Below are 23,971 nucleotides of genomic sequence, written 5' to 3'. Positions count from 1 at the left end.
TGTAGTTGCGCTCCTGGACGCTGGACTACCGTCGGCTCCATGCGATTCGCATTCAAGACCTCACCGCAAAGCACCACGTGGGCACAGATGCTGGCGGCCTGGCAGGAAGCCGACGACATCGACGTCTACGAATCCGGATGGACGTTCGATCACTTTCACCGATCTTTTCCGACCCGAGCGGCCCGTGCCTGGAAGGCTGGACGACTCTGACCGCACTCGCACAAGGCCACCCGGAGGCTGCGGCTGGGCACCCTGGTCACCGGCATCCATTACCGGCACCCGGCGGTGCTGGCCAATATGGCCGCCGCCCTGGACATCATCTCCAACGGACGGCTCGAATTGGGCATCGGCGCCGGCTGGAACGAGGAAGAGTCGGGCGCCTACGGCATCGAGCTGGGCAGCATCAGGGAACGCTTCGACAGGTTCGAGGAAGCGTGCGCCGTGCTCACCGGCCTGCCCAGCCAGGAGACCACCACCCTCGACGGCAAGTGCTACCAGCTCAAGGACGCCCGCAACGAACCCAAGGGCCCGCAGCGGCCGCACCCACCGATCTGTATCGGCGGCAGCGGGGAAAAACGGACGCTGCGGATCACCGCGCGCTATGCCCAGCACTGGAACTTCGTCGGCGGCCCGCCTGAGGAGTTCGCCCCCACCCCACGACCCTGCGGTCCTGCAGCCGCTGGCGGAGGCCATCCGGGAATCAGGGCTGCTTTCGTAATCCGGCCCAGATAACAATTCGATATCGTTGAGCAAACTCGTTGCACCCGAGCGGGGCCAACCAGCTGGCGATCACATCGCGAAGCGCAGCAACTCTTCAGCGGTGACCAGACGCTCGTTCCTGGCGGGAAACTCGTGACTCTTTACCGGGTGACGAAACCACGACCAGGCGATTCGCCCCACCCGTGACCGGGGTACTGGGTTGCTACGCACAGCGACACTCCCTGCGATCGGACAACTCGGGCGGAACTCCACAACGCATCGCTGTGACGGAGCCCACAGAGCCCCATTAGACACCCGGCGTCTGGCAAACAGTGAGCGACGCGCCGAGCAATCAATGGCGTGTTTCTGGTGTTACTAGTGTGGTTATTGAAGCGGCGCAGCGGTCGGCTTGATCGGGGCCGGAAGCGCGGTGGAGCCCATCAGATAGCGGTCCACACCCGCGGCTGCGGCCCGGCCTTCGGCGATCGCCCACACGATCAACGACTGGCCCCGGCCCATGTCACCCGCCACAAACACACCCGGAACCGAGGTTTCGTAGTCGTCGCCACGCGCCACGTTTCCCCGGTCGGTGAACTCGACCCCGAGATCGTTGAGCAGACCGGCCTTCTCCGGGCCGACGAATCCCATCGCCAGCAAAACCAGATCCGCCTCGAGTTCGAAGTCCGAGCCTTCGACCTTGACGAACTTGCCGTCCTGCATGGCCACCTCGTGCGCCCTGAGCGCGATCACGTGCCCGTCGTCACCGACGAATTCCTCGGTGTTGACCGAGAACACTCGCTCGCCGCCTTCTTCATGGGCCGCCGAGACCCGATACATCAGCGGGTAGGTCGGCCACGGGGTCGACGGTGCCCGGCTGTCCGGCGGGCGCGCCATGATCTCGAACTGGTGGACGTTGACCGCGCCTTGACGGTGCACGGTACCCAGGCAGTCGGCCCCGGTGTCGCCACCGCCGATGATGACCACCTTCTTCCCCTTGGCGGTAATCGGCGGCTGCCCATCGGGTCCCAGGACGTCATCGCCCTCCTGGACCCGGTTTGCCCACGGCAGGTATTCCATCGCCTGGTGGACGCCATCCAGATCACGGCCGGGAATGGGCAGCTCGCGCCAGGCGGTGGCGCCACCGGCCAGCACCACCGCATCGAACTCGGCACGCAGCTGCTCGGCGGTGATGTCGACGCCGACATTGACGCCGGCGCGGAACTCGGTCCCTTCGGCCCGCATCTGGTCCAGCCGCCGATCCAGGACACGCTTTTCCATCTTGAACTCGGGGATGCCGTAGCGCAGCAGGCCGCCGATCCGGTCGTCGCGCTCGAACACCGTCACTGTGTGTCCCGCACGGGTGAGCTGTTGAGCGGCGGCCAGGCCGGCCGGGCCCGAACCGACGACGGCAACCGCCTTGCCGGTCAGCGTGTGCGGCGGCAGTGGCTCAACGAAGCCTTCCTCGAAGGCATAGTCGATGATCTCCAGCTCGATCTGCTTGATGGTCACCGGATCCTGGTTGATCCCGAGCACACACGCAGGCTCGCACGGCGCCGGACACAGCCGGCCGGTGAAGTCCGGAAAATTGTTGGTGGCATGCAGCCGTTCGATCGCATCGCGCCAACGGCCCCGGCGCACCAGGTCATTCCATTCCGGGATCAAGTTGCCCAACGGACACCCGTTGTGGCAGAACGGAATACCGCAGTCCATGCAACGAGTCGCCTGCTGACGCAACGTCTCGTTGTCGAACTCCTCGTAGACCTCTTTCCAGTCGCGCAGGCGCAGCGGAACAGGCCGCCGCTTCGGCAATTTCCGGTGTGTGTATTTGAGGAAGCCGGTCGGGTCAGCCATGCGCAGCCGCCATGATCGCCTTGTCCACATCCACTCCGTCACGCTCGGCCTCGGTGATGGCTTGCAACACCCGTTTGTAGTCGCGGGGCATCACCTTGACGAAATGCCGCTGCTGCCCATGCCAGTCGGCCAGAATGCGTTGGCCGACCGGGGAATCGGTGGCGTCGACGTGCGCCGCGATGATGCTCTGCAGGAAGTCGGCATCATCGGTGTCGAGGGTTTCGACGTCGACCATCTCGGTGTTGAGGTTGTCAGGCAGCTCGCCGTGCGGGTCGTAGACATAGGCGATCCCGCCCGACATACCCGCGGCGAAGTTGCGGCCGGTACGGCCCAGGATGACGACCCGGCCGCCGGTCATGTACTCGCACCCGTGATCGCCCACACCCTCGACCACGGCATGCGCACCGGAATTGCGGACCGCAAACCGTTCCCCGACCACGCCACGCAGGAAAACCTCACCGCTGGTGGCGCCGAACAGGATCACGTTGCCCCCGATGATGTTGTCCTCGGCGACATAGCCGGGCGGCGCATTGTCCGACGGCCGCACCACGATCCGGCCACCCGACAGGCCCTTGCCCACGTAGTCGTTGGCGTCGCCGTAGATGCGCAATGTGATCCCCTTGGGCACAAACGCACCGAAGCTGTTACCGGCCGACCCTTCGAACGTGATGTCGATGGTGCCATCCGGCAAGCCTTGACCCCCATAGGCTTTCGTCACCTCGTGACCGAGCATGGTGCCAACCGTGCGGTTGACGTTGCTGATGGTCGTCGAAAAGCGAACGGGCGAACCGGAATCCAGCGCCTCGCGGCTCATCACGATCAGCTGCTGATCGAGCGCCTTGTCCAGGCCGTGATCCTGGCGCGAACTGCAGTACAGGTCCTGGTTCATGAACGCCGACTCCGGCTCGTGCAGCACCGGTGTCAGATCCAGGCGGTGCGCCTTCCAATGGGCCCGGGCCAGCGTGGTGTCCAGCGATCCCACCTGGCCGACGGCCTCGTTGAAAGTGCGGAAACCCAACTGCGCCATGTATTCCCGCACTTCCTCGGCGATGAACATGAAGAAGTTCTCGACGAATTCGGCCTTGCCGGTGAACCGTTCCCGCAGCACCGGGTTCTGGGTGGCCACGCCGACCGGGCAGGTGTCCAGATGGCACACCCGCATCATGATGCAGCCGGCCACCACCAGCGGCGCGGTGGAAAAGCCGAATTCCTCGGCGCCGAGCAGCGCGGCGATCATCACGTCGCGACCGGTCTTGAGCTGGCCGTCCACCTGGACCACGATCCGGTCGCGTAACCCGTTGAGCAGCAACGTCTGCTGGGTCTCGGCCAGGCCCAGTTCCCACGGCGCGCCGGCATGCTTCATCGACGTCAGCGGGGTCGCCCCGGTACCGCCGTCGTGCCCCGAGATCAGCACCACGTCGGCGTGCGCCTTGGAGACACCCGCTGCGACGGTGCCGACACCGTTTTCGGACACCAGCTTGACGTGCACCCGCGCGGACGGGTTGGCGTTCTTGAGGTCATAGATCAGCTGCGCCAAATCCTCGATGGAGTAGATGTCGTGATGCGGCGGCGGTGAAATGAGGCCCACCCCGGGCGTGGAGTGCCGGACGTCGGCCACCCACGGGTACACCTTGTGACCCGGAAGCTGGCCGCCCTCACCGGGTTTGGCGCCCTGGGCCATCTTGATCTGGATGTCGGTGCAGTTGGTCAGATAGTGCGAGGTGACCCCGAAACGGGCCGAGGCGACCTGCTTGATGGCGCTGCGGCGCCAATCCCCGTTGGGATCGCGTTCGAAACGGCGGACGTCCTCCCCGCCTTCGCCGCAGTTGGATCGGGCACCCAGACGGTTCATCGCGATCGCCAGCGTCTCGTGTGCCTCGGCGGAGATCGAGCCGTAGCTCATCGCCCCGGTCGCGAAGCGCTTGACGATCTCACTGGCGGGCTCGACCTCCTCCAGCGGCACCGGCGGCCGCACGCCCGCGCGGAATTTGAGCAGGCCGCGCAGTGAGGCCATCCGCTCGCTCTGATCGTCGACCAGGCGGGTGTACTCCTTGAAGATCTTGTACTGCCCGGTGCGGGTGGAGTGTTGCAGCTTGAACACGGTCTCCGGGTTGAACAGGTGGTATTCACCTTCCCGGCGCCACTGGTACTCCCCGCCCACTTCGAGCTCGCGGTGCGCCCGTTCGTCCGGCCGGTCCAGGTAGGCCAGCGCGTGTCGGGTGGCAACGTCTGCGGCGATGTCGTCCAGGGTGATGCCGCCGGTAGCGCAGGTCAGCCCGGTGAAGTATTCGTCGAGCACGTCCTCGGAGATGCCGACGGCCTGGAACAATTGCGCGCCGGTGTAGGACGCCAGCGTCGAAATGCCCATCTTGGACATCACTTTAAGCACGCCCTTGCCCGCGGCCTTGATGTAGTTGTTGAGCGCCTTCTTGCGGTCGATACCGTCCCCGAGTCCTTCCAGGGCGCCCCGGTCGAGCATGTCTTCGATGGATTCGAAGGCCAGGTAGGGGTTGACCGCGGCGGCCCCGCAGCCCAGCAGCATCGCCATGTGGTGAACCTCGCGGGCGTCACCGGATTCGACGACCAGACCCACATGGGTGCGGGTCCGGTCCCGCACCAAGTGATGGTGCACCCCGGCCACCGCCAGCAGCGACGGTATCGGCGCCAGCTTCTCGTCGGAGTTGCGGTCGGACAAGATGATGACCCGTGCACCGTCGGCGATCGCCGCCGACGCCTGAGCACGCACCTCGGCCAGCGCGGCCGCCAGCCCGGCACCGCCCTCGGCCACCGGGTACAGACACCGAATAACCTTGGACCGCATGCCGTGCGGGCGCCCGTTGACCTCGGTGTCCGGGTCGAGGTTGACCAGCTTGGCCAGCTCATAGTTACGCAGAATCGGCTGCGGCAGCACGATCTGATGACAGGAGTTCTCGTCCGGGTTCAGCAAGTCGCGCTCACCACCGGTGGTGCCCTGCAAGCTGGTCACCACCTCCTCACGAATGGCGTCCAGCGGCGGATTGGTAACCTGAGCGAACAACTGGTGGAAGTAGTCGTACAGCATCCGGGGACGCCGGGACAGCACCGCGATCGGCGTATCGGTGCCCATTGACCCGATCGGCTCCGCGCCGGTCCGGACCATCGGCGCCACCAACAGATTCAGTTCTTCGTAGGTGTAGCCGAAAGTCAGCTGCCGGATGACCAACCGGTCGTGGGGCATCCGCACGTACTTGCCCGCCGGCAGCTTGTCCAGCGGAACCAGGTTGCGGTCCAGCCATTCCTGATACGGGTGCTCGGCGGCCAGCTCCGCCTTGATCTCCTCGTCGGAGACGATACGGCCCTGCGCGGTGTCGACCAGGAACATCCGGCCCGGCTGCAGCCGCATCCGGCGGATCACCGTCGACGGGTCGAGGTCCAGTACGCCGGCCTCGGAGGCCATCACCACCAGGCCGTCCTTGGTGACCCAGATCCGCGAAGGGCGCAGACCGTTGCGATCCAGCACCGCGCCCACGACCGTGCCGTCGGTGAACGTCATCGACGCCGGGCCGTCCCACGGTTCCATCAACGAGGCGTGGTACTGGTAGAACGCCCGCCGCGCGGGGTCCATCGATTCGTGGCGTTCCCACGCCTCGGGGATCATCATCAGCACCGCGTGAGCCAGGCTGCGCCCGCCCAGGTGCAACAGCTCGAGCGCCTCGTCGAAGCGGGCGGTGTCGGAGGCCCCCGGGGTGCAGATCGGGAACAGTTTCTCCAAGCTATTTGCCGAGTCGGACTCGGCCCTGAACACGTCGGTCTTGATCAACGCCTCGCGGGCGCGCATCCAGTTCTCGTTGCCGGTGACGGTGTTGATCTCGCCGTTGTGGGCGATGCGCCGGAACGGGTGCGCCAGCGGCCAGGACGGGAAGGTATTGGTGGAGAACCGCGAGTGGACGATACCCAGGGCGCTGGTCAGCCGGTCATCCTGCAGATCGAGGTAGAACGCCTTGAGCTGCGGAGTGGTGAGCATGCCCTTGTAGACGAACGTCTGGCCGGACAGGCTGGGAAAGTAGACGGTCTCCCGGCCGGGGCCGTCCTGGCCGGGGCCTTTAGTGCCGAGTTCATGCTCGGCGCGCTTGCGAATCACGTAGGCACGGCGCTCCAGCGTCATACCGGAAGCGCCCGCCATGAACACCTGACGGAAGGTGGGCATCGCGTCGCGGGACAGGGCGCCCAGGGACGAGTCGTCGGTGGGCACGTTCCGCCAGCCCAGCACCTGCAACCCCTCGGCCTCGGCGATCTTCTCCACCGCTGCGCAGGCAGCTGAAGCGTCCTTGGACGACTGCGGCAAGAAGGCGATACCGGTGGCGTAACTACCCGGAGCCGGCAACTCGAAGTCGACGACTTCTCGCAGGAACGCATCCGGCACCTGAATGAGGATGCCAGCGCCGTCGCCGCTGCGCGGCTCGGCGCCGGCCGCACCGCGATGTTCGAGGTTGAGCAGCGCAGTGATCGCCTTGTCCACAATGTCGCGGCTACGCCGGCCGTGCATGTCGACGACCATGGCTACCCCGCACGAATCGTGTTCGAATGCGGGGTTGTATAGCCCGACGCGCTTGGGCGCCATACCCACCTAACCCTTCAGCAGACTTTTCCTGCGCGGCCTAACCAGCAGCTCCGACGGCGCCGTGCCGTGACGTTGCGGGCGTTGACCCCTCCGGTCTTGTCGATAGGCTGTCCGTTCAGCGGAATGATCAGGCCGGGGATTCGTCCGTGCAGCGCTGAACGGTGCCCCGGTACCGATCTCGACAAGTCGTAAAACGATATGACAATACCCGCCTGACATGCCAACTTCCTCAATGGTAACCCGCCCGCCGGCCGTGCCGTAGGTGCCGCGGGACCAGCCTCCGACGACATTCTCACCTGCCGTTTTGGGACCGCGAACCCTTGCCCTCGCCCGCCTCCGACGTGCTGCCGGTGGCCACAGTAACCACTTAGACTAATTTGCTGGTGCGGCCGGTCGGCATTCGCAGCCGCCACGGTCCAGCCGATCGCACAGCCGTCACACCGGTAACACGCTCGGTGATAAAGCGTGGCAGCCATGGTGCGGAAACCGCCGTGTCGGGCGTCGACGGCCCGAGGAGAGCGCCCCGGCAATGCCCGGGTGGCTCGGCATCGAGTTTGCACAATACTAATAGGAGTCTAAAAGCGGTTGTGACAGGCCGCCCGAGGGCAAGCCTGGCCCAACAGGTAGGCAGCCCGGCCGGTGCTCGATACTGGTCGGTGTCCGGCGGTGGTTGTCCGACTCGACTAAGGAGCTTATGAACGAGCACGACGTATTCCTTCGGGACCGGATGCGGCCGGCTCCGCCCGCCGGCCTGGGCGGCAGCCAGACCGGTCCGCAGTCCGAAGTTCCGCATTCGGCACCCTCGCGGGCCCCGGTGGCTCCTCCTCGCGCGTCTGGGCCGCATCCTCCCGCGCCGCCGCGCCCGGCGCATTCGCCACCGCCGGCGGCTCCTTCTCGCGTGTCCGGCCCGCGGCCCGCGCCGCCGCGCCCGCCAACGCTTCAGCCACCGCCGCCTCCACCGGCGTTCTCATATGGTCCGGCGGCCCCGCCACCACCGGCTCCAGCCCGACCCCCGCGACCGGACGCACCGCAATCAGCGATGCCGCCGCACCCGCCGATGCGCCCGCTCGCACCGCCCGATCCGGCGCGGAAACCGCCGCAATCCGCACCATCCGATGTCCCGGTCCCACCGAGTGTTCGGACCGAGCGCGCCGTTATACCGGCAACCGGTTCCGGGGGTGGACCCGCCGACCACGGCTGGCGGCGCCTCGTTCGGGTGGTGTCCTTCGGCCTGATCAATCCTGGTCCACCCGCCGCGCAACGCGAGGCAGCCGACTTCGAAGCCGCCATACGAACCGCCCTGCGGGGTAGCCACAAGGTCGGCGTCCTGGGTAAGGGCGGCGTCGGTAAGACCTCGGTCGCGGCCAGCATCGGATCCATTTTCGCCGAACTGCGCCAGCAGGACCGTGTGGTAGCGATCGACGCCGATACCGCCTTCGGCCGGTTGAGCAGCAGGATCGATCCGGCCGCGCATGGGTCGTTCTGGGATCTGACCGCAGCCAAAGACCTGCCGTCGTTCGCCGACATAGTCGCTCGGCTGGGCCGTAACTCCGTGGGCCTGCACGTGCTACCCGGCGAACCGATGGCCGGGGCGCGCAGGGTGCTCGACCCTGCGATCTACCGGGAGGCCGCGTTGCGGCTGGACCGCCATTTCGCGATCTCGGTGATCGACTGCGGTTCGACGATGGACGCCCCCCTGACCCAGGAAGTGCTGCGCGACCTCGATGCGCTGATAGTGGTGTCCTCGCCGTGGGCGGACGGGGCCTCCGCCGCGGCCAAGACGATGGAGTGGCTATCGGACCGCAGGCTGACGGATCTGTTGCGACGCAGCATCGTGGTGCTCAACGACTCCGATGGCCATTCCGACAAACGCACCCGCTCGGTGCTTGCCCGCGAGTTCGTCGAGCACGGGCAGCGGGTGGTCGAGGTGCCCTTCGATCCACATCTGAGGCCAGGCGGCGTCATCGACGTGCGCCACGAGCTGGCGCCGGCGACGCGGCTGAAATTTCTGCAGATCGCGGCGATCATCGTGCAGTACTTCGCATCGCGACCCGACGAGCGCCGAGCCCCCCGCCCAGAGGCGGCGACGCCGGCGCACTAAGCGCCGGCGCTCAGCCCGACTCGGCTGCCCGTTTCAGGCCGTTGCTTTCCATGTCGACGTACGAGCGAACCCGCGAACCCGCGGTGAGGCCGGCCGGCCACGCCAGTGGTCCGGTCATGATCAACTCGAGCGTGGTGCGCACGCCGCTCCCGTCGTCGTCGATGCGACGCACCGCCTCGATCGAAAGACGTGGCTGGGTTCGGGCTGGGTTGCCACCCAGGTGAACGTGCGCATCGGCTGCAGTTCGGTGACCGTCCATACCATCAGTCGACCTTTCGGCTGGCTCACCCGGGACTGGCTGCCCACGGTCGATGGACCGGTTTCCAGGCGCTCGATCTCGCGCATGGACTTCATCCAGGCCGGCCAGCCCTCCACGTCGACGAGCAGTTCCCATACTCGTGCAGCCAGTGCGTGCACGCTTTCCTCACCCATGTACCGCATGCACCACCTCCCTTGCGACCGGCATCATCGCACCGACGAGCCGGGTGACTCCGGGTGGCCCGGGACGGTGGGTCGTCGAATCACGCTCAGAGTGGCCGTCTTTGCCGCTTGCCGGCGGGCAGCTGACAACGTAAACAGCGCGAGAAATCATTCGATTTCTCGCGCTGTTTACGCGCGGCAACACTGACCGCCCCACCGCACCGCAGACCCCTCGAAGCAGCGGCTCGGATCGCGGCAGTGTTATGCCGATTGGGCGACCACCCGCTCGCGCACGGGGTAACCGTTGCGCTCCGCCAGCGACCGCAGCTGGCCCAGCGCGAACGCTCGGGCCCGGCCTGACTCAGGAATTACCACACCGGCCCAAAGGCCTTCCGCGCCCGGGGATTCGACGGCGTCCCGGGCGCACGCCCAGCGCCGCGGGCAGGCCCGGCACATCGCCTTGGCCTCGTTGTCGGGTGTCGTTGTCCAGCGGTCGGGGTCCTGCGTGCAGACGCCCAGCGGGACCTCGTACAGAGCCGTTGCGGTCATATCGTTGCGCTCCTCTTTAAAGCGTTGCAGGTCGGTAGCCTCCCGGCAGTAGCGTATAGCACTAACCGTTGCAGTGCAACAGTTGGAGTCGTTCGGGCTCGCCGAAATGCGCTACGGCTGCATCGAGAGATTCGCCCGGGTGTCTTTGATTCACACCACTAACTGGGCTTACACTCCGAAGCCCCGGGCGCTCCCCACGGCGGTGCGGTGTCCGATCCGGGCTCACCCATTGCGCAAACCGTTACGGCTTGCGATACTTCTGCCAGGCAGAACCGTAGCGTTTATGGCGGTTCTACTGCAGCAGTGTCCGGCGCCGACCACATCCGGCCATGGTCCGAAAAACGTAGCGAAAGCGTAGCGTTGGAAGGGTGCAACGGTTAGGATGAGGTCGGCGGAAGGCGTGTCCTGCTGCCCACCCCAGTACCCGCGAGCTAGGACGAGCCAGGAGAGCGACGCAGATGCCCAACGCCGAATCACCTGTCGGGCCGGCTCTGCTGGTCGCGCACAGCGGCGAACCATCGCACCCGATCGCCCCCGACCGTGATGTCGTGGCCATCGGTCGCGCACCCCTGGCTGGTGTCCAGGTTGAAGATCCAGACGTTTCGCAGGCACATCTGCGAGCAGTGTCCGAAGATGGACCGTGGCGCATCCTCGGCAACAGCCCGAGCGGTATGTTCGTCGACGGACGACGCAAAGGATCTGTGACCGTCAGCGACAAGACCATCGTCCGGTTCGGCGATCCCACTGGAGGCAAGGCGTTGACGTTCGAAGTCGTCAGGCCGTCGAATTCGCCTGAAGAACAGCGCCGTGAACAACGACCGGCGGACCAGTCGGATGGCCAGACAAGCGAACCCGATCCCGGCGTGGTCCGCGCCGGCGCGGCCGCCGCGGCGCGACGGCGTGAGCTTGACATCAGTCAGCGCAGCCTCGCGGCCGACGGGATCATCAATGCGGGCGCATTGATCGCCTTCGAGAAGGGCCGTAGCTGGCCGCGGGAACGGACCCGGGCCAAGCTCGAGGAAGTGCTGCAATGGCCGCCCGGGACCATCGCCCGGATCCGCCACGGCGATACCGCCGGCCATCAGCCGGCGGTATCGACTTTCGAAGCAGATGCCGAGGCGCAGCCCGCCGAGGGCCCGGCATCGTTGATCGCGCAGGCGGTGGCGGCGGCCGTCGACACCTGCAGCCTGGCCATCGCCGCGCTACCGCCGCCCGAGGACCCCGAGTTCACCGAGCGCGCAGCGCCAATCCTCGCCGATTTGCGCCAACTCGAGGCCATCGCCGTACAGGCGACTCGCATCAGTCGTATTACCCCCGAACTGATCAAGGCGCTCGGCGCGGTGCGCCGTTACCACGACAAATTGATGACGCTGGGGGCCACCGCTCCGGGAGCCACGCTGGCGCAGCGTTTATATGCCGCGCGCCGGCGGGCCAATCTTTCCGCTTCCGAAACTGCACAGGCAGCCGGAGTGGCAGAAGAAATGATTGTCCGCGCCGAAGCCGAGGAAGCTTTGCCAGCCGAAGCCGCCGAGGCAATCGAAGCGCTTATCCGTCAAATCAACTGAGTCGACTCCGGGGGCCGCAACACAATGGAGCGCTCGAGGTCAATCGTCCGGGGAGCGAGTGCCGTCGCCCGGTCGGCCGGCTATGCGGTCGCGTCACGCGCCGCGCACGAAATCGCCCGGCTCACCAAAAAATTCGTGCATCTACCGTCACCACAGCGCTGCTAAGCTCAACGTGCGGTGTAAAGGTGCACAAAAGTCAGTGCACAGGATCAGCGAGTGTGAGGAAAGACGTAAATGTGGGGCAGCGACCTTTGCAAGAACACCAGTAACTTCATTTGGGGCCAGTTGCTCTTGCTCGGCGAGGGCATCCCCGACCCAGGTGATGTCTTCAACACGGGCGCGACGCTGTTCAAGCAAATCAGCGACAAGATGGGGCTCGCCATTCCGGGTACCAACTGGATCGGCCAAGCCGCCGACGCCTATTTGAACCAGAACATTGCGCAGCAACTTCGCGCAAAGGTGATGGGCGACATCGACTCTTTGACCGGCAACATGATTTCGAACCAGGCCAAGTACGTGTCCAACACGCGCGACGTCCTGCGGGCGATGAAGAAGATGATCGACGGCGTCTACAAGGTCTGCAAGGGGCTGGAAAAGGTTCCGCTGCTGGGTTGGCTGTGGTCGTGGCAACTCGCACTCCCGATGTCGGGCATTGCGATGGCTGTCGTCGGCGGCGCATTGCTGTACCTGACGATCATGACGCTGATGAACATGGCCAACCTGCAGGGCCTGCTCGGCCGGCTTGCCGAGATGTTGACGACTCTGCCCAAATTCCCTGGTCTGCCCATTCCCAGCATCCCCGACATCATCGACGGCCTCTGGCCGCCGAAACTGCCCGACATCCCGATCCCGGGCCTGCCCGACATCCCGGGCTTGCCGGACTTCAAGTGGCCGCCCGTCCCGGGTATACCGGACATCAACCTGCCGATTCCGGGCCTGCCCGAATTCGAGTGGCCGTCCATTCCGGGCCTGCCCGACTTCGGCAACTTGCCCGGCCTGCCCGGCCTGCCGAGCTTCCCCGGCTTGCCCATCCCCGGATTCCCGAGCCTGCCCGGGCTGCCCAGCATCCCGAACCTGTTCCCCGGCTTACCGAGCCTGGGCGACTTGATCCCGGGAATCGGCAACCTCGGCAAGTTGCCAACCTGGACGGAGTTGGCCGCCCTGCCCGATTTCTTGGGCGGCTTCGCAGGCCTGCCCAGCCTCAGCTTCGCCGACCTGCTGTCGTTTAGCCAACTACCTAACGTCAGTTCGCTCACGGCGACGATGGGTCAGTTGCAGCAGCTCGTGGGAGCCGGCGGCGGGCCGGGCCAGCTCGGGAGCATGGCCGGTCAGCAGGCGCAGATGATCTCCTCGCAGGCCCAGCAGGGCGGCCAGCAGCAACAGGCCACCCTCGTCAGCGACAAGCGGGAAGAGGACGAGGAAGGCGCGGCCGCTGGAGCCGGCGCCGAGCGCGCGCCGATCGACGCCGGAGCCGCCGGCGGCCAGCAGCGGCAGGCTCCTCCGCCTAGGCCCGCGCCGAGTGGGCTGGTTTGATGCGCCTGCCGTATCAAAGCCAAGCGCACCAAAGCCATAGCGAGTAAAAAGAAGAACGTAGAGGAAAGGTCCACCCCATGACAGGAATACTCGGCGTCGTACCGTCCTTCCTGAAGGTACTGGCGGGTATGCACAACGAGATCGCCGGGCAACTCAAATCGGCCACCTCGGCCCCCAGCGGAATCAGCCAGCGCGTCCAGATCACCCACGGTTCGTTCACGTCGAAATTCAACAACACGTTGCAACAGTTCGAAACGACCCGCAACAGCACCGGCACTGGGCTGCAAGGGGTCACCAGCGGGCTGGCCAACAATCTGCTCTCGGCGGCCGGGGCCTACCTGAATTCCGACCAAGGTCTGGCCGGCGTCATCGACAAGATCTTCGGTTGATATGACCGGTCCGCTCGCCGCCGGCCGCGCGGACCTCTTCGACGACGTCGTCGGCGTCGAGGTGACCATCGACGGCATGCTGGTACTCGCGGACCGGTTGCATCTGGTCGATTTCCCAGTGGCACTGGGCATCCGGCCGAACATCCCGCAAGACGACCTGCGGGAAGTCGTCTGGGACCAGGTGCGGCGTGACCTCACCGCGCAAGGCGTGCTGGACCACAACGGCTACCCCCATCCGACGGTCGCCTCGATGGTGGACACCCTGAGCCGGTCCGACCGGACCCTCGAGGCTCGCTGGTGGCGTCGCGACATCGGCGGCGTCATGGTGCGGTTCGTGGTGTGCCGCAAGGACGATCGCCATGTCATCGCGGTGCGCAATGGCGACATGCTGGTGCTACAGCTGGTGGCTCCGCAGGTCCGTCTGGCAGACATGGTGACAGCCGTGCTGGGTACCGCGGAACCCGCGAGCGTGGAACCGCTGACAGGCCTCGCGAGCGAGCTGGCCGAGTGCACCACCGCGGCTCAGCTGACCCGGTACGGCCTCGCCCCGACCGCGGCCCGCACCTATACCGAGATCGTGAGCAATCCGGACAGCTGGGTGGAAATCGTCGCCAGCCAACGCCATCCCGGCGGCACGACGACGCACACCAAAGCTGCCGCCGGTGTTCTGGACTCAGCGCACGGCAGGCTGGTGTCCCTTCCCCGCGTCGTCGGCGGTGAGCTGTACGGCAGCTTCCTCCCGGGCACGCAGCAGAACCTACAGCTCGCACTGGACGCCCTGGTGGAACTTCTTCCCGCGGGCTCCTGGTTAGATCACGCCTCGGATCACACCCAAGCCTCGGCCCGAGGCTGACTGCTCAATCTCCGTCACGAGTCAGAAAGGGAGCCATAGTGGACCTGCCCGGGAACGACTACGTCAGCGACGATTTCGGCGCGCTGGATTTCACCGCCGGTGCCGCCGAGGAATCCTCACTTGACGCGCTCGATGAGTACGCGCCGCCCGAACCGGCGGACACCGGAGCCGACCTGGACGCCCTGCACGGGTTGACCGAGAAGGAAGAAGAATCCGAGCTCGAGTTGTTCACGGTGACCAACCCGCAGGGCAGCGTGTCGGTCACGGCGATGATGGGCGGCATCATCCAGAAGATCACGGTGACCGACAAGGCCTCGCGCATGACCGAATCAGGGCTTGCCGAAGAGATCTTCGTCATCGCCGACCTGGCCCGGCAAAAGGCCCGGGCAGCCCAGCACACCTTCATGATGGAGAGCATGAATGAGTTGGCGGGCGACGGAGAGGAGGCGAATGCCCTGCTTCGCGAGTTCGTCGGAATGACGCTGAATTTGCCGACGCCCGAAGAAGCCGCCGCGGCCGAAGCCGAGGTGTTCGCCACTCGCTACGAGGTCGACTACACCTCTCGGTACAACGAACGGTGATACATGACTGATCGCCTGGCCGGTCTGTTCGAAAGTGCCGTCGGCATGCTGCCGTTGTCAGAGGCACGGTCGCTGGACCTGTTCACCGAAATCACCAATGAGGACGAGTCGGCCTGCGATGCGTGGGTCGGCCGGATCAGATGCGGTGATCTCGACCGGGTGACGCTGTTCCGGGCCTGGTATTCGCGCCGGAACTTCGGCCGATTGGCGGGTTCGGCGCAGATCTCGATGAGCACCCTGGGCGCCAGAGTCCCCATCGGCGGCCTGTACGGAGATATCACCTACCCCGTCGCATCGCCACTGGCCATCACCATGGGTTTCGCCGCATCCGAAGCGGCCCAAGGCAATTACGCCGACGCCATGGAGGCCATCGAGGCGAGCGCGATCGCCGGGTCCGAGCATCTGGTGTCGTGGCTCAAAGCCGTGATCTACGGCGCCGCCGAGCGCTGGACCGATGTGATCGACGAAGTCAAGAGCGGCGCGAAATGGCCGGACAAGTTCTTGGCGGGGGCTGCCGGTGTGGCGCACGGTGTGGCGGCGGCGAACCTGGGCTTGTTCACCGAAGCCGAACGCCGGCTCACCGAGGCCAACGACTCGCCGGCCGGTGAGGCGTGCGCACGCGCCATCGCCTGGTATCTGGCCATGGCGCGCCGCTCCCAGGGAAACGAAGACGCCGCGGTGGCCCTGCTGGAATGGTTGCAGACCACCCATCCTAATCCGAAAGTGTCTGCGGCGCTCAAGGATTCATCGTATCGTTTGAAGACGACCACGGCCGAGCAGATCGCCTCCCGCTCCGACCCGTGGGATCCGGGCAGCGTAGTGACCGACACCTCCGGTCGCGAGCGGCTGCTGGCCGAAGCCCAGGCCGAGCTGGACCGCCAAATCGGACTCACCCGCGTCAAAGCCCAGATCGAGCGGTACCGCGCGGCGACTATGATGGCCCGGGTTCGGGCTGCCAAGGGGATGAAGGTCGCCCAGCCCAGCAAGCACATGATCTTCACCGGGCCGCCCGGTACCGGCAAGACCACGATCGCCCGGGTAGTGGCCAACATTCTGGCCGGGTTGGGTGTCATCGCCGAACCCAAGTTGGTCGAGACATCGCGCAAGGACTTCGTCGCCGAGTACGAGGGGCAGTCGGCGGTCAAGACCGCCAAGACGATCGATCAGGCCCTGGGCGGCGTGCTGTTCATCGACGAGGCCTACGCGCTGGTGCAGGAGCGGGATGGGCGCACCGACCCGTTCGGGCAGGAAGCGATGGACACGCTGCTGGCCCGCATGGAAAACGACCGTGACCGGCTGGTGGTGATCATCGCCGGCTACAGTTCGGACATCGATCGGCTGCTGGAAACAAACGAGGGCCTGCGGTCCCGTTTCGCCACCCGCATCGAGTTCGACACCTACAGCCCCGAAGAACTCCTGGAGATCGCGAAAGTCATTGCCACCGCCAATGATTCGACGCTGAGCGCCGAAGCCGCCGATGAGTTCCTGCGGGCCGCCAAGATGCTGCACGAGCGGACGTTGCGTGGCCGCCCGGCCCTCGACATCGCCGGGAACGGCCGCTACGCACGGCAATTGGTCGAGGCCGCCGAGCAATACCGGGACATGCGCCTGGCGCAGGGCATCGACATCGAATCTCTGGATGTGGACCGGCTGCAAGAGATCGACGGCGCCGACATGGCCGAGGCGATCGCCTCTGTGCATGCGCACCTCAACATGAGAGAGTGAACCATGGGGCTTCGCCTCACCACCAAGGTTCAGGTCAGCGGCTGGCGCTTCCTGCTTCGCCGCCTCGAGCACGCCATCGTGCGGCGCGACACCCGCATGTTCGACGATCCGCTGCAGTTCTACAGCCGTTCGGTCGGGCTCGGCATCGTCATCGCGGTCTTGATCCTGCTCGGGGCCGGGCTGTTGGCCTTCTTCAAACCTCAGGGAAAGCTTGGCGCCAGCAGCCTTCTCACCGATCGGGCGACCAACCAGCTGTACGTGATCGTGTCGGGACAGTTGCATCCCGTCTACAACCTGACTTCGGCCCGGCTGGTGCTGGGAAACCCGGCCAACCCCGCCACCGTGAAGTCCTCCGAACTGAGCAAGATGCCGTTGGGTCAGACGATCGGGATTCCCGGCGCCCCTTACGCCACACCGGTTTCCGGGAACACCACCTCGACCTGGACCTTATGCGACACCGTCGTCCGGCCCGGCGCCGCCTCCGCCGCAGTTCAGACGTCGGTCCTGGTGATGCCCTTGCTGATCGATTCGTCGATCAACCCGATCGAGGCCAACGAGGCAACGCTGGCCACCTACCAGGGTAAAACCTGGATCGTCACCGCCAAGGGGCGCCACTCGATCGACCTCAGCGACCGGGCACTCACCTCAGCCATGGGGATACCCGTCACCGCCCAGCCCGTCCCGATGTCGGAGGGCATGTTCAATGCCTTGCCCGCGATGGGCGCCTGGCAGCTGCCGCCCATACCGGGCGCGGGAACGCCCAATACCCTTGGGCTGCCTGATGATCTGGTGATCGGCTCGGTATTTCAGATCCACACCGACAAGGGGCCGCAATACTACGTGGTGCTGCCCGACGGCATCGCCGCGGTGAACGCGACGACGGCGGCGGCGCTGCGCGCGACCCAGTCGCACGGCCTGGTGGCACCGCCGGCGGTCGTGCCGAGCCTGGTCGTGCGCATTCCTGAACGCGTTTACGACTCACCGCTGCCCGCCGAGCAGCTCAAGATCATGTCCCGGCCGGACGAACCCACCCTGTGCTGGATGTGGGAACGCACAGCCGGAGATCAGTCGCCGAAGACGACGGTCCTGTCCGGACGGCATCTGCCGATCCCGCCGTCGGCCATGAACAGCGGTATCAAGCAGATCCAGGGCACCGCAACGGTGTACATCGACGGTGGCAAGTTCGTCCAGTTGCAGTCCCCGGATCCCCGCTACGGCGAATCGATGTACTACATCGACCCGGAGGGGGTGCGCTACGGGGTCCCCAACGCCGATTCCGCGAAGGCACTGGGCCTGGGTTCCCCGAAAACCGCTCCCTGGGAGGTGGTTCGGCTACTGGTTGACGGGCCGGTGCTGTCCAAAGACGCCGCCTTGTTAGAGCACGAAACGCTTCCCGCCGATCCCAGTCCACGAAAAGTTCCCGCCGGAACACCCGGAGTCCCCTGATGACGACGAAGAAATTCACCCCAACCATCACTCGCGGCCCACGGCTGACACCGGGCGAGATCAGCCTCACCCCACCCGACGATCTCGGTATCGACATCCCGCCCTCGGGCGTTCAGAAGGTCCTGCCCTACGTGATGGGTGGCGCCATGCTCGGCATGATCGCGATCATGTTCGCCGGCGGTAGGCAGCTGTCGCCCTACATGCTGATGATGCCGCTGATGATGATCGTGATGATGGTCGGCTCCCTGGCCGGGGGTACCGGCGGTGGCGGCAAAAAGGTGCCGGAAATCAACGCCGACCGCAAGGAATACCTGCGTTATCTCGCCGGGCTCCGCGGACGGGTGACGTCCTCGGCCACCTCACAGGTGGCGTTCTTCGGTTACCACGCCCCGCATCCCGACGATCTGCTGTCACTCGTCGGCACCCAGCGGCAGTGGTCGCGGCCCGCCAACAGCGATTTCTACGCGGCCACCCGGATCGGGATCGGCGACCAGCCGGCGGTGGATCGATTGCTGAAACCGGCCGTCGGCGGCGAACTGGCCGCGACCTCCGCGGCACCGCAGCCGTACCTCGAGCCGGTCAGCCACATGTGGGTGGTCAAGTTCCTGCGCACCCACGGCCTGATCCACGACTGCCCCAAGCTGCTGCAGTTGCGCACCTTTCCCACCATCGCGATCGGCGGCGCGCGGCCGGGCGCCGACCGGCTGCTGACGGCCATGATCTGCCATCTGGCGGTGTGCCATCCGCCGGACCTGTTGCAGATCCGGGTCCTCACCGAAAATCCGGAGGACCCCGATTGGTCCTGGCTCAAATGGTTGCCGCACGTTCAGCATCAGACCGATACCGACGCCGCCGGGCCGGTCCGGATGATCTACACGCGCCCGGATGGTCTGGCCGACCTGGCCGCGCGCGGGCCGCACGCCCCCGACACGCTTCCCACCGGCCCCTACGTCGTCGTGGTGGACCTCACCGGCGGCAAGGCCGGATTCCCGCCCGACGGCCGGGCCGGTGTCACGGTGCTCACCCTGGGCAACCACCGTGGCTCGGCTTACCGCATCCGGGTCGCCGAGGACGGGACCGCTGACGATCGGCTGCCGGGCCAGCAGTTCCGCCTGGTGACCTCGGTCGCCGACAGCATGTCACCGCAACAAGCGGCCCGTCTTGCCCGCAAGCTGGCCGGCTGGTCGATCACGGGCACCATCCTGGACAAGACGTCACGCGTCCAGAAGAAGGTCGCAACCGAATGGCATCAATTGGTAGGCGCCAAGACCGTCGAGGAGATCACCCCCTCCCGTTGGCGGATGTACACCGATACCGACCGTGATCGGCTCAAGATTCCCTTCGGCCACGAACTCAAGACCGGCAACGTCATGTACCTGGATATCAAAGAGGGTGCGGAGTTCGGCGGCGGGCCGCACGGGATGCTGATCGGCACCACAGGGTCCGGGAAATCCGAGTTTCTGCGCACCCTGATCCTGTCGTTGGTGGCCATGACCCATCCGGATCAGGTCAACCTGCTGCTCACCGACTTCAAGGGCGGCTCGACCTTTCTGGGAATGGAAAAGCTGCCGCACACCGCCGCCGTCATCACCAACATGGCCGAAGAAGCCGAGCTCGTCAGCCGGATGGGCGAGGTGTTGACCGGCGAACTGGACCGCCGGCAGTCGATTCTGCGGCAGGCCGGGATCAAGGTCGGCGCGTCCGGGGCTCTTTCCGGAGTCGCCGAGTACGAGAAGTACCGGGAACGCGGGGCCGATCTGCCGCCGCTGCCAACGCTTTTCGTGGTCGTGGACGAGTTCGCCGAGTTGCTGCAAAGTCATCCCGACTTCATCGGTCTGTTCGACCGGATCTGCCGGGTAGGCCGGTCACTGCGGGTGCATCTGCTGCTGGCCACCCAGTCGCTGCAGACCGGCGGGGTTCGCATAGACAAATTGGAACCCAACCTGACCTACCGAATCGCGTTGCGCACCACCAGCTCTCATGAGTCCAAAGCGGTGATCGGGACTCCCGAAGCGGTCTACATCACCAACAAAGAGAGCGGTGTCGGGTTCCTGCGGGTGGGCATGGAAGACCCCGTCAAGTTCAGCACGTTCTATATCAGTGGGCCGTATGTTCCGCCGGCGGGGGTCGACGCCAATGGCGACGGCAGCAAGGCCGGTCCGCAGATTCCCAAGCAGGCCTTGCGAATCCGACCGTTCACCGCGGCCCCGATACTTGAGGAGGCCTTAACGTCGTGACCAGTACCGAGACACGCACGTTGCGCGAGGTCATCCTGGACCAACTCAGCACCGCCGAGTCGCGGGCGTACAAGATGTGGCTGCCGCCGCTGACCGATCCGACGCCGCTGGACGAGCTGGTTGCTCGCGACCGGCGGCAACCGCTGCGCTTCGCCCTGGGCATCATGGATGAACCGCGCCGCCACCTCCAGGACGTCTGGGGCGTCGACGTTTCCGGAGCGGGCGGGAACATCGGTATAGGAGGCGCACCGCAGACCGGGAAATCCACCCTGCTGCAGACGCTGGTGATGTCGGCCGCTGCCACCCACTCCCCGCGCAATGTCCAGTTCTATTGCATCGACCTAGGCGGCGGCGGTCTGATCTATCTGGAAAACCTGCCGCACGTCGGCGGGGTGGCCAGCCGCTCCGAGCCCGACAAAGTCGCCCGGGTGGTCGCGGAGATGCAATCCGTGCTGCGGCAACGAGAAACCACCTTCAAGGAAAACCGGGTGGGCTCTATCGCCATGTACCGGCAGCTGCGTGACGATCCGAAGCAGCCCGTCGCGGCCGACCCTTATGGTGACGTATTTCTGATCATCGACGGGTGGCCGGCCTTCGTCAGTGAGTTTCCGGACCTGGAAATGCAGGTCCAGGATCTGGCCGCGCAGGGACTGTCGTTCGGTGTGCACGTCATCATCTCGACGCCGCGGTGGACGGAGCTGAAGTCACGCGTCCGCGACTACCTGGGCACCAAGATCGAGTTCCGGCTCGGCGACGTCAACGAAACCCAGATCGACCGGATTGCCCGCGAGATCCCGGCGAATCGTCCCGGCCGGGCGGTGTCGATGGAAAAGCACCACTTGATGATCGGGGCGCCCAGGTTGGACGGCGTGCACAGCGCCGAGAACCTGGTGGAGGCGATGACTGCCGGGGTGGCGCAGATCGCGGCCCAGCACACCGACCAGGCACCGCCGGTCCGGGTCCTGCCCGAGCGGATTCACCTGTACGAGCTCGACCCGAACCCGCCCGGGCCGGAGGCCGATTACCGCACTCGCTGGGAGATCCCGATCGGATTGCGCGAGACGGACCTGTCGGTGGCGCACGCGCACATGCACTCGAACCCGCACCTGTTGATCTTCGGTGCGGCCAAGTCCGGCAAAACCACCATTGCCCACGCCATCGCCCAAGCGATCTGTGCCCGCAACAGTCCCGATCAGGTGCGGTTCATGCTTGCGGACTACCGCTCGGGCCTGCTTGACGCGGTGCCCGACAGCCACCTGCTGTCCGCCGGCGCGATCAACCGCAACAGCGCAAGCCTGGACGAGGCGGTCAAGGCCCTGGCAGTCAACTTGAAGAAGCGGCTGCCGCCCACCGACTTGACGACGGCACAATTGCGCTCGCGTTCGTGGTGGAGCGGATTCGATGTCGTACTCCTGGTCGATGATTGGCACATGATTGTGGGCGCCGCCGGCGGCATGCCCCCAATGGCGCCACTGGCACCGTTATTGCCGGCTGCGACAGATATCGGGCTGCACATCATTGTGACCTGCCAGATGAGCCAGGCATACAAGGCGACCATGGACAAGTTCGTGGGCGCAGCATTCGGGTCGGGCGCCCCGACAATGTTCCTTTCGGGCGAGAAGCAGGAATTCCCGTCGAGCGAGTTCAAGGTCAAGCGGAGGCCCCCTGGCCAGGCATTTCTGGTCTCACCGGAAGGCAAGGAGGTCATCCAGGCCCCCTACATCGAGCCTCCAGAAGAAGTGTTCGCAGCACCCCCAACCCCCGGTTAAGATTATTTCAATCGCGGCGAGGAGGTCCCGAGACCGCGGTAATCGGAGCCCAGCGCGGTGCTCTTCGTCGGGGTTTGTTTCCGGCTATAACTAAACGATTTAACGGCTAGACGGCAAATACCAGGAGAAGAAGTCGGCAAATGGATGAAATGTCACACGCCGCCGCCGCTGCCGACATTGGCGGGCAAGTGAGCGATAACGCGCTCGGTGGCGTGGCAGCTGGTGCGACGGCGGTGACGTCGGTGACCGGGCTGGTGCCCGCGGGCGCCGACGAGGTCTCGGCCCAGGCGGCCGCGGCGTTCGCCTCCGCGGGCGCGCAGATGCTGGCTTCCAACAGCTCGGCCCAAGCCGAACTGCAACGGGCCGGAGACGCGGTCCAGGACATCGCCCGGACTTATTCGCAAGTCGACGACGGCGCCGCCGGCGTCATCGCCTAACAGGTCAACCAACCGACAGAGACAGCGCAACCAGAAGGAGTGATCGCCATGTGGTGGCACGCAATGCCGCCGGAGCTGAACACCGCGCGGCTGATGGCCGGCGCGGGCCCGGCTCCGATGCTGGCCGCAGCCACGGGCTGGGCGGCATTCGCGGCCGCCCTGGACGCTCAGGCCGTCGAATTGACCGCTCGCTTGAACTCGCTGGGTGAAGCGTGGACCGGCGGAGGCAGCGACAAGGCCATCAACGCTGCCCTGCCGATGGTGACCTGGCTGCAGACCGCCTCAACGCAGGCCAAAACACGGGGTCTGCAGGCCACGGCGCAGGCGGCCGCATACACGCAGGCGATGGCGACCACGCCGTCGCTGGCCGAGATCGCGGCCAACCACATCACCACCGCGATTCTGATGGCGACCAATTTCTTCGGCATCAACACCGTGCCGATCGCCTTCAACGAGATGGACTACTTCATCCGCATGTGGACTCAGGCCGCCCTGGCGATGGACGTCTACCAGGCCGAGACCCTGGCTAACACGCTCTTCGAAAAGCTCGAGCCGATGACCGCGATCCTCGACCCGAGCATGAGCGGCCAGAGCATGGCGGCGAGCCCGGTCTTCGATATGGCGTCACAGGTCACCGGCGTACCGGCCAGCCAGCTTCAGGCGACGGCTGGCCAGCTCGCCGAGGCGAGCGGGCCCATGCAGCAGCTGACCCAACCGATGCAACAGATGACGTCGATGTTCAGCCAGACCGGCGGCATGGCCGGCAGCAATCCGGCCGACGACGAGTCTCTGCAGATGGGCCTGGTCGGCACCAGTCCACTGTCCAACCACCCGTTGGCCGGCGGATCCGGCGCCAGTATGGGGGCGGGTTTGCTGCGCGGGGAGGCGCTGCCGGGCGCCGGCGGGACGGTGGCCCGCACGCCGCTCATGAGCGAGCTGCTCGACAAGCCTGTCGGCCCGGCCGTGCAACCCGCCGCTGCTGCAGGGTCGTCGGCGACCAGCGGAGCGGCCCCGGTGGGTGCCGGCGCGATGGGACAGGGAGCACAAACCGGCGGCTCTTCCCGACCCGGGCTGGCCGCACCGGCCACGCTCACCCAGGAGCGCAACGACGCAGACGAAGACGCCTGGGACGACGAGGACGACTGGTGATCGTCGCCGCAGACAACAGACTTCCCGGCCACCCGGGCCGGAAGACTTGCCAACATTTTGGCGAGGA

Annotated in this window: 16 protein-coding genes and 1 pseudogene; 13 read left to right on the top strand and 4 right to left on the bottom strand. The window is 65.8% G+C overall.

Translation table 11 applies throughout. The features are described from left to right. Positions 1 to 39 precede the first annotated feature (39 nt). Positions 40 to 718 (top strand): annotated as a pseudogene (locus CDN38_RS13995) (LLM class F420-dependent oxidoreductase). 365 nt (positions 719 to 1,083) lie between these two features. Here CDN38_RS13995 and CDN38_RS13990 read toward each other — a convergent pair. Both CDN38_RS13990 and gltB read right to left on the bottom strand, forming a co-directional pair. Then, on the bottom strand, positions 1,084 to 2,550 hold the full coding sequence (locus CDN38_RS13990; RefSeq protein WP_075509109.1) for a glutamate synthase subunit beta: 1,467 nt from the start codon (positions 2,548 to 2,550) through the stop codon (positions 1,084 to 1,086). Then, positions 2,543 to 7,150, bottom strand: coding sequence for a glutamate synthase large subunit (gltB, locus tag CDN38_RS13985; RefSeq protein ID WP_075509108.1), 4,608 nt, complete (start codon positions 7,148 to 7,150; stop codon positions 2,543 to 2,545). The genes CDN38_RS13990 and gltB overlap by 8 nt, the downstream gene beginning before the upstream one ends. Positions 7,151 to 8,189: 1,039 nt before the next feature. On the opposite strand from gltB, the gene CDN38_RS13980 reads away from it, so the two are divergent. Beyond that, entirely contained in the window at positions 8,190 to 9,251 is a 1,062-nt protein-coding gene (locus tag CDN38_RS13980) for a MinD/ParA family ATP-binding protein (RefSeq protein ID WP_082276923.1), read from the top strand. Positions 9,252 to 9,371: 120 nt separating this feature from the next. Here the strand turns inward: CDN38_RS13980 and CDN38_RS13975 are convergent, their stop codons facing one another. Both CDN38_RS13975 and CDN38_RS13970 read right to left on the bottom strand, forming a co-directional pair. Beyond that, on the bottom strand, positions 9,372 to 9,692 hold the full coding sequence (locus CDN38_RS13975) for an SRPBCC family protein (protein ID WP_233026871.1): 321 nt from the start codon (positions 9,690 to 9,692) through the stop codon (positions 9,372 to 9,374). A 240-nt stretch (positions 9,693 to 9,932) separates the two neighbouring features. After that, positions 9,933 to 10,220, bottom strand: a complete 288-nt coding sequence (locus CDN38_RS13970; RefSeq protein WP_023368915.1) for a WhiB family transcriptional regulator — start codon at positions 10,218 to 10,220, stop codon at positions 9,933 to 9,935. Between the two features lie 458 nt (positions 10,221 to 10,678). Here CDN38_RS13970 and espM point away from each other — a divergent pair, with 458 nt between their 5' ends. The 11 genes from espM to CDN38_RS13915 all read left to right on the top strand — a co-directional run bounded on the left by espM (position 10,679) and on the right by CDN38_RS13915 (position 23,904). Further along, positions 10,679 to 11,785 (top strand): ESX-1 type VII secretion system transcriptional regulator EspM, encoded by a 1,107-nt coding sequence (gene espM / locus CDN38_RS32200; RefSeq protein ID WP_075509107.1) that lies wholly within the window; start codon positions 10,679 to 10,681, stop codon positions 11,783 to 11,785. Between the two features lie 234 nt (positions 11,786 to 12,019). Next, the gene (locus tag CDN38_RS13960; RefSeq protein ID WP_075509106.1) at positions 12,020 to 13,318 is read left to right on the top strand and encodes an EspA/EspE family type VII secretion system effector; all 1,299 of its coding nucleotides are present in this window, start codon (positions 12,020 to 12,022) and stop codon (positions 13,316 to 13,318) included. A gap of 77 nt (positions 13,319 to 13,395) precedes the next feature. Next, on the top strand, positions 13,396 to 13,707 hold the full coding sequence (locus CDN38_RS13955; RefSeq protein WP_075509105.1) for an ESX-1 secretion-associated protein: 312 nt from the start codon (positions 13,396 to 13,398) through the stop codon (positions 13,705 to 13,707). A gap of 1 nt (position 13,708) precedes the next feature. Next, entirely contained in the window at positions 13,709 to 14,560 is an 852-nt protein-coding gene (locus CDN38_RS13950; RefSeq protein WP_075509104.1) for an ESX secretion-associated protein EspG, read from the top strand. A 38-nt stretch (positions 14,561 to 14,598) separates the two neighbouring features. After that, complete coding sequence (locus tag CDN38_RS13945) at positions 14,599 to 15,141, top strand: DUF2694 domain-containing protein (protein ID WP_075509103.1); 543 nt, start codon at positions 14,599 to 14,601, stop codon at positions 15,139 to 15,141. A gap of 3 nt (positions 15,142 to 15,144) precedes the next feature. After that, positions 15,145 to 16,866, top strand: a complete 1,722-nt coding sequence (gene eccA / locus CDN38_RS13940) for a type VII secretion AAA-ATPase EccA (RefSeq protein ID WP_075509102.1) — start codon at positions 15,145 to 15,147, stop codon at positions 16,864 to 16,866. 3 nt (positions 16,867 to 16,869) lie between these two features. Continuing rightward, a complete protein-coding gene (eccB, locus tag CDN38_RS13935; RefSeq protein WP_075509101.1) occupies positions 16,870 to 18,312 on the top strand; it encodes a type VII secretion protein EccB in 1,443 nt (480 codons plus the stop codon). Next, complete coding sequence (eccCa, locus tag CDN38_RS13930; protein ID WP_075509100.1) at positions 18,312 to 20,549, top strand: type VII secretion protein EccCa; 2,238 nt, start codon at positions 18,312 to 18,314, stop codon at positions 20,547 to 20,549. The genes eccB and eccCa overlap by 1 nt, the downstream gene beginning before the upstream one ends. Beyond that, positions 20,546 to 22,318, top strand: coding sequence for a type VII secretion protein EccCb (gene eccCb / locus CDN38_RS13925; protein WP_075509099.1), 1,773 nt, complete (start codon positions 20,546 to 20,548; stop codon positions 22,316 to 22,318). The genes eccCa and eccCb overlap by 4 nt, the downstream gene beginning before the upstream one ends. A 140-nt stretch (positions 22,319 to 22,458) precedes the next feature. Then, positions 22,459 to 22,755, top strand: coding sequence for a PE domain-containing protein (locus tag CDN38_RS13920; protein WP_075509098.1), 297 nt, complete (start codon positions 22,459 to 22,461; stop codon positions 22,753 to 22,755). Between the two features lie 48 nt (positions 22,756 to 22,803). Beyond that, positions 22,804 to 23,904 (top strand): PPE family protein, encoded by a 1,101-nt coding sequence (locus CDN38_RS13915; protein ID WP_075509168.1) that lies wholly within the window; start codon positions 22,804 to 22,806, stop codon positions 23,902 to 23,904. The last annotated feature ends 67 nt before the right edge of the window (positions 23,905 to 23,971 follow it).

Source organism: Mycobacterium ostraviense, assembly GCF_002705925.1.
Lineage (GTDB): Bacteria > Actinomycetota > Actinomycetes > Mycobacteriales > Mycobacteriaceae > Mycobacterium > Mycobacterium ostraviense.
This window is presented reverse-complemented; position numbering and strand designations above follow the sequence as displayed.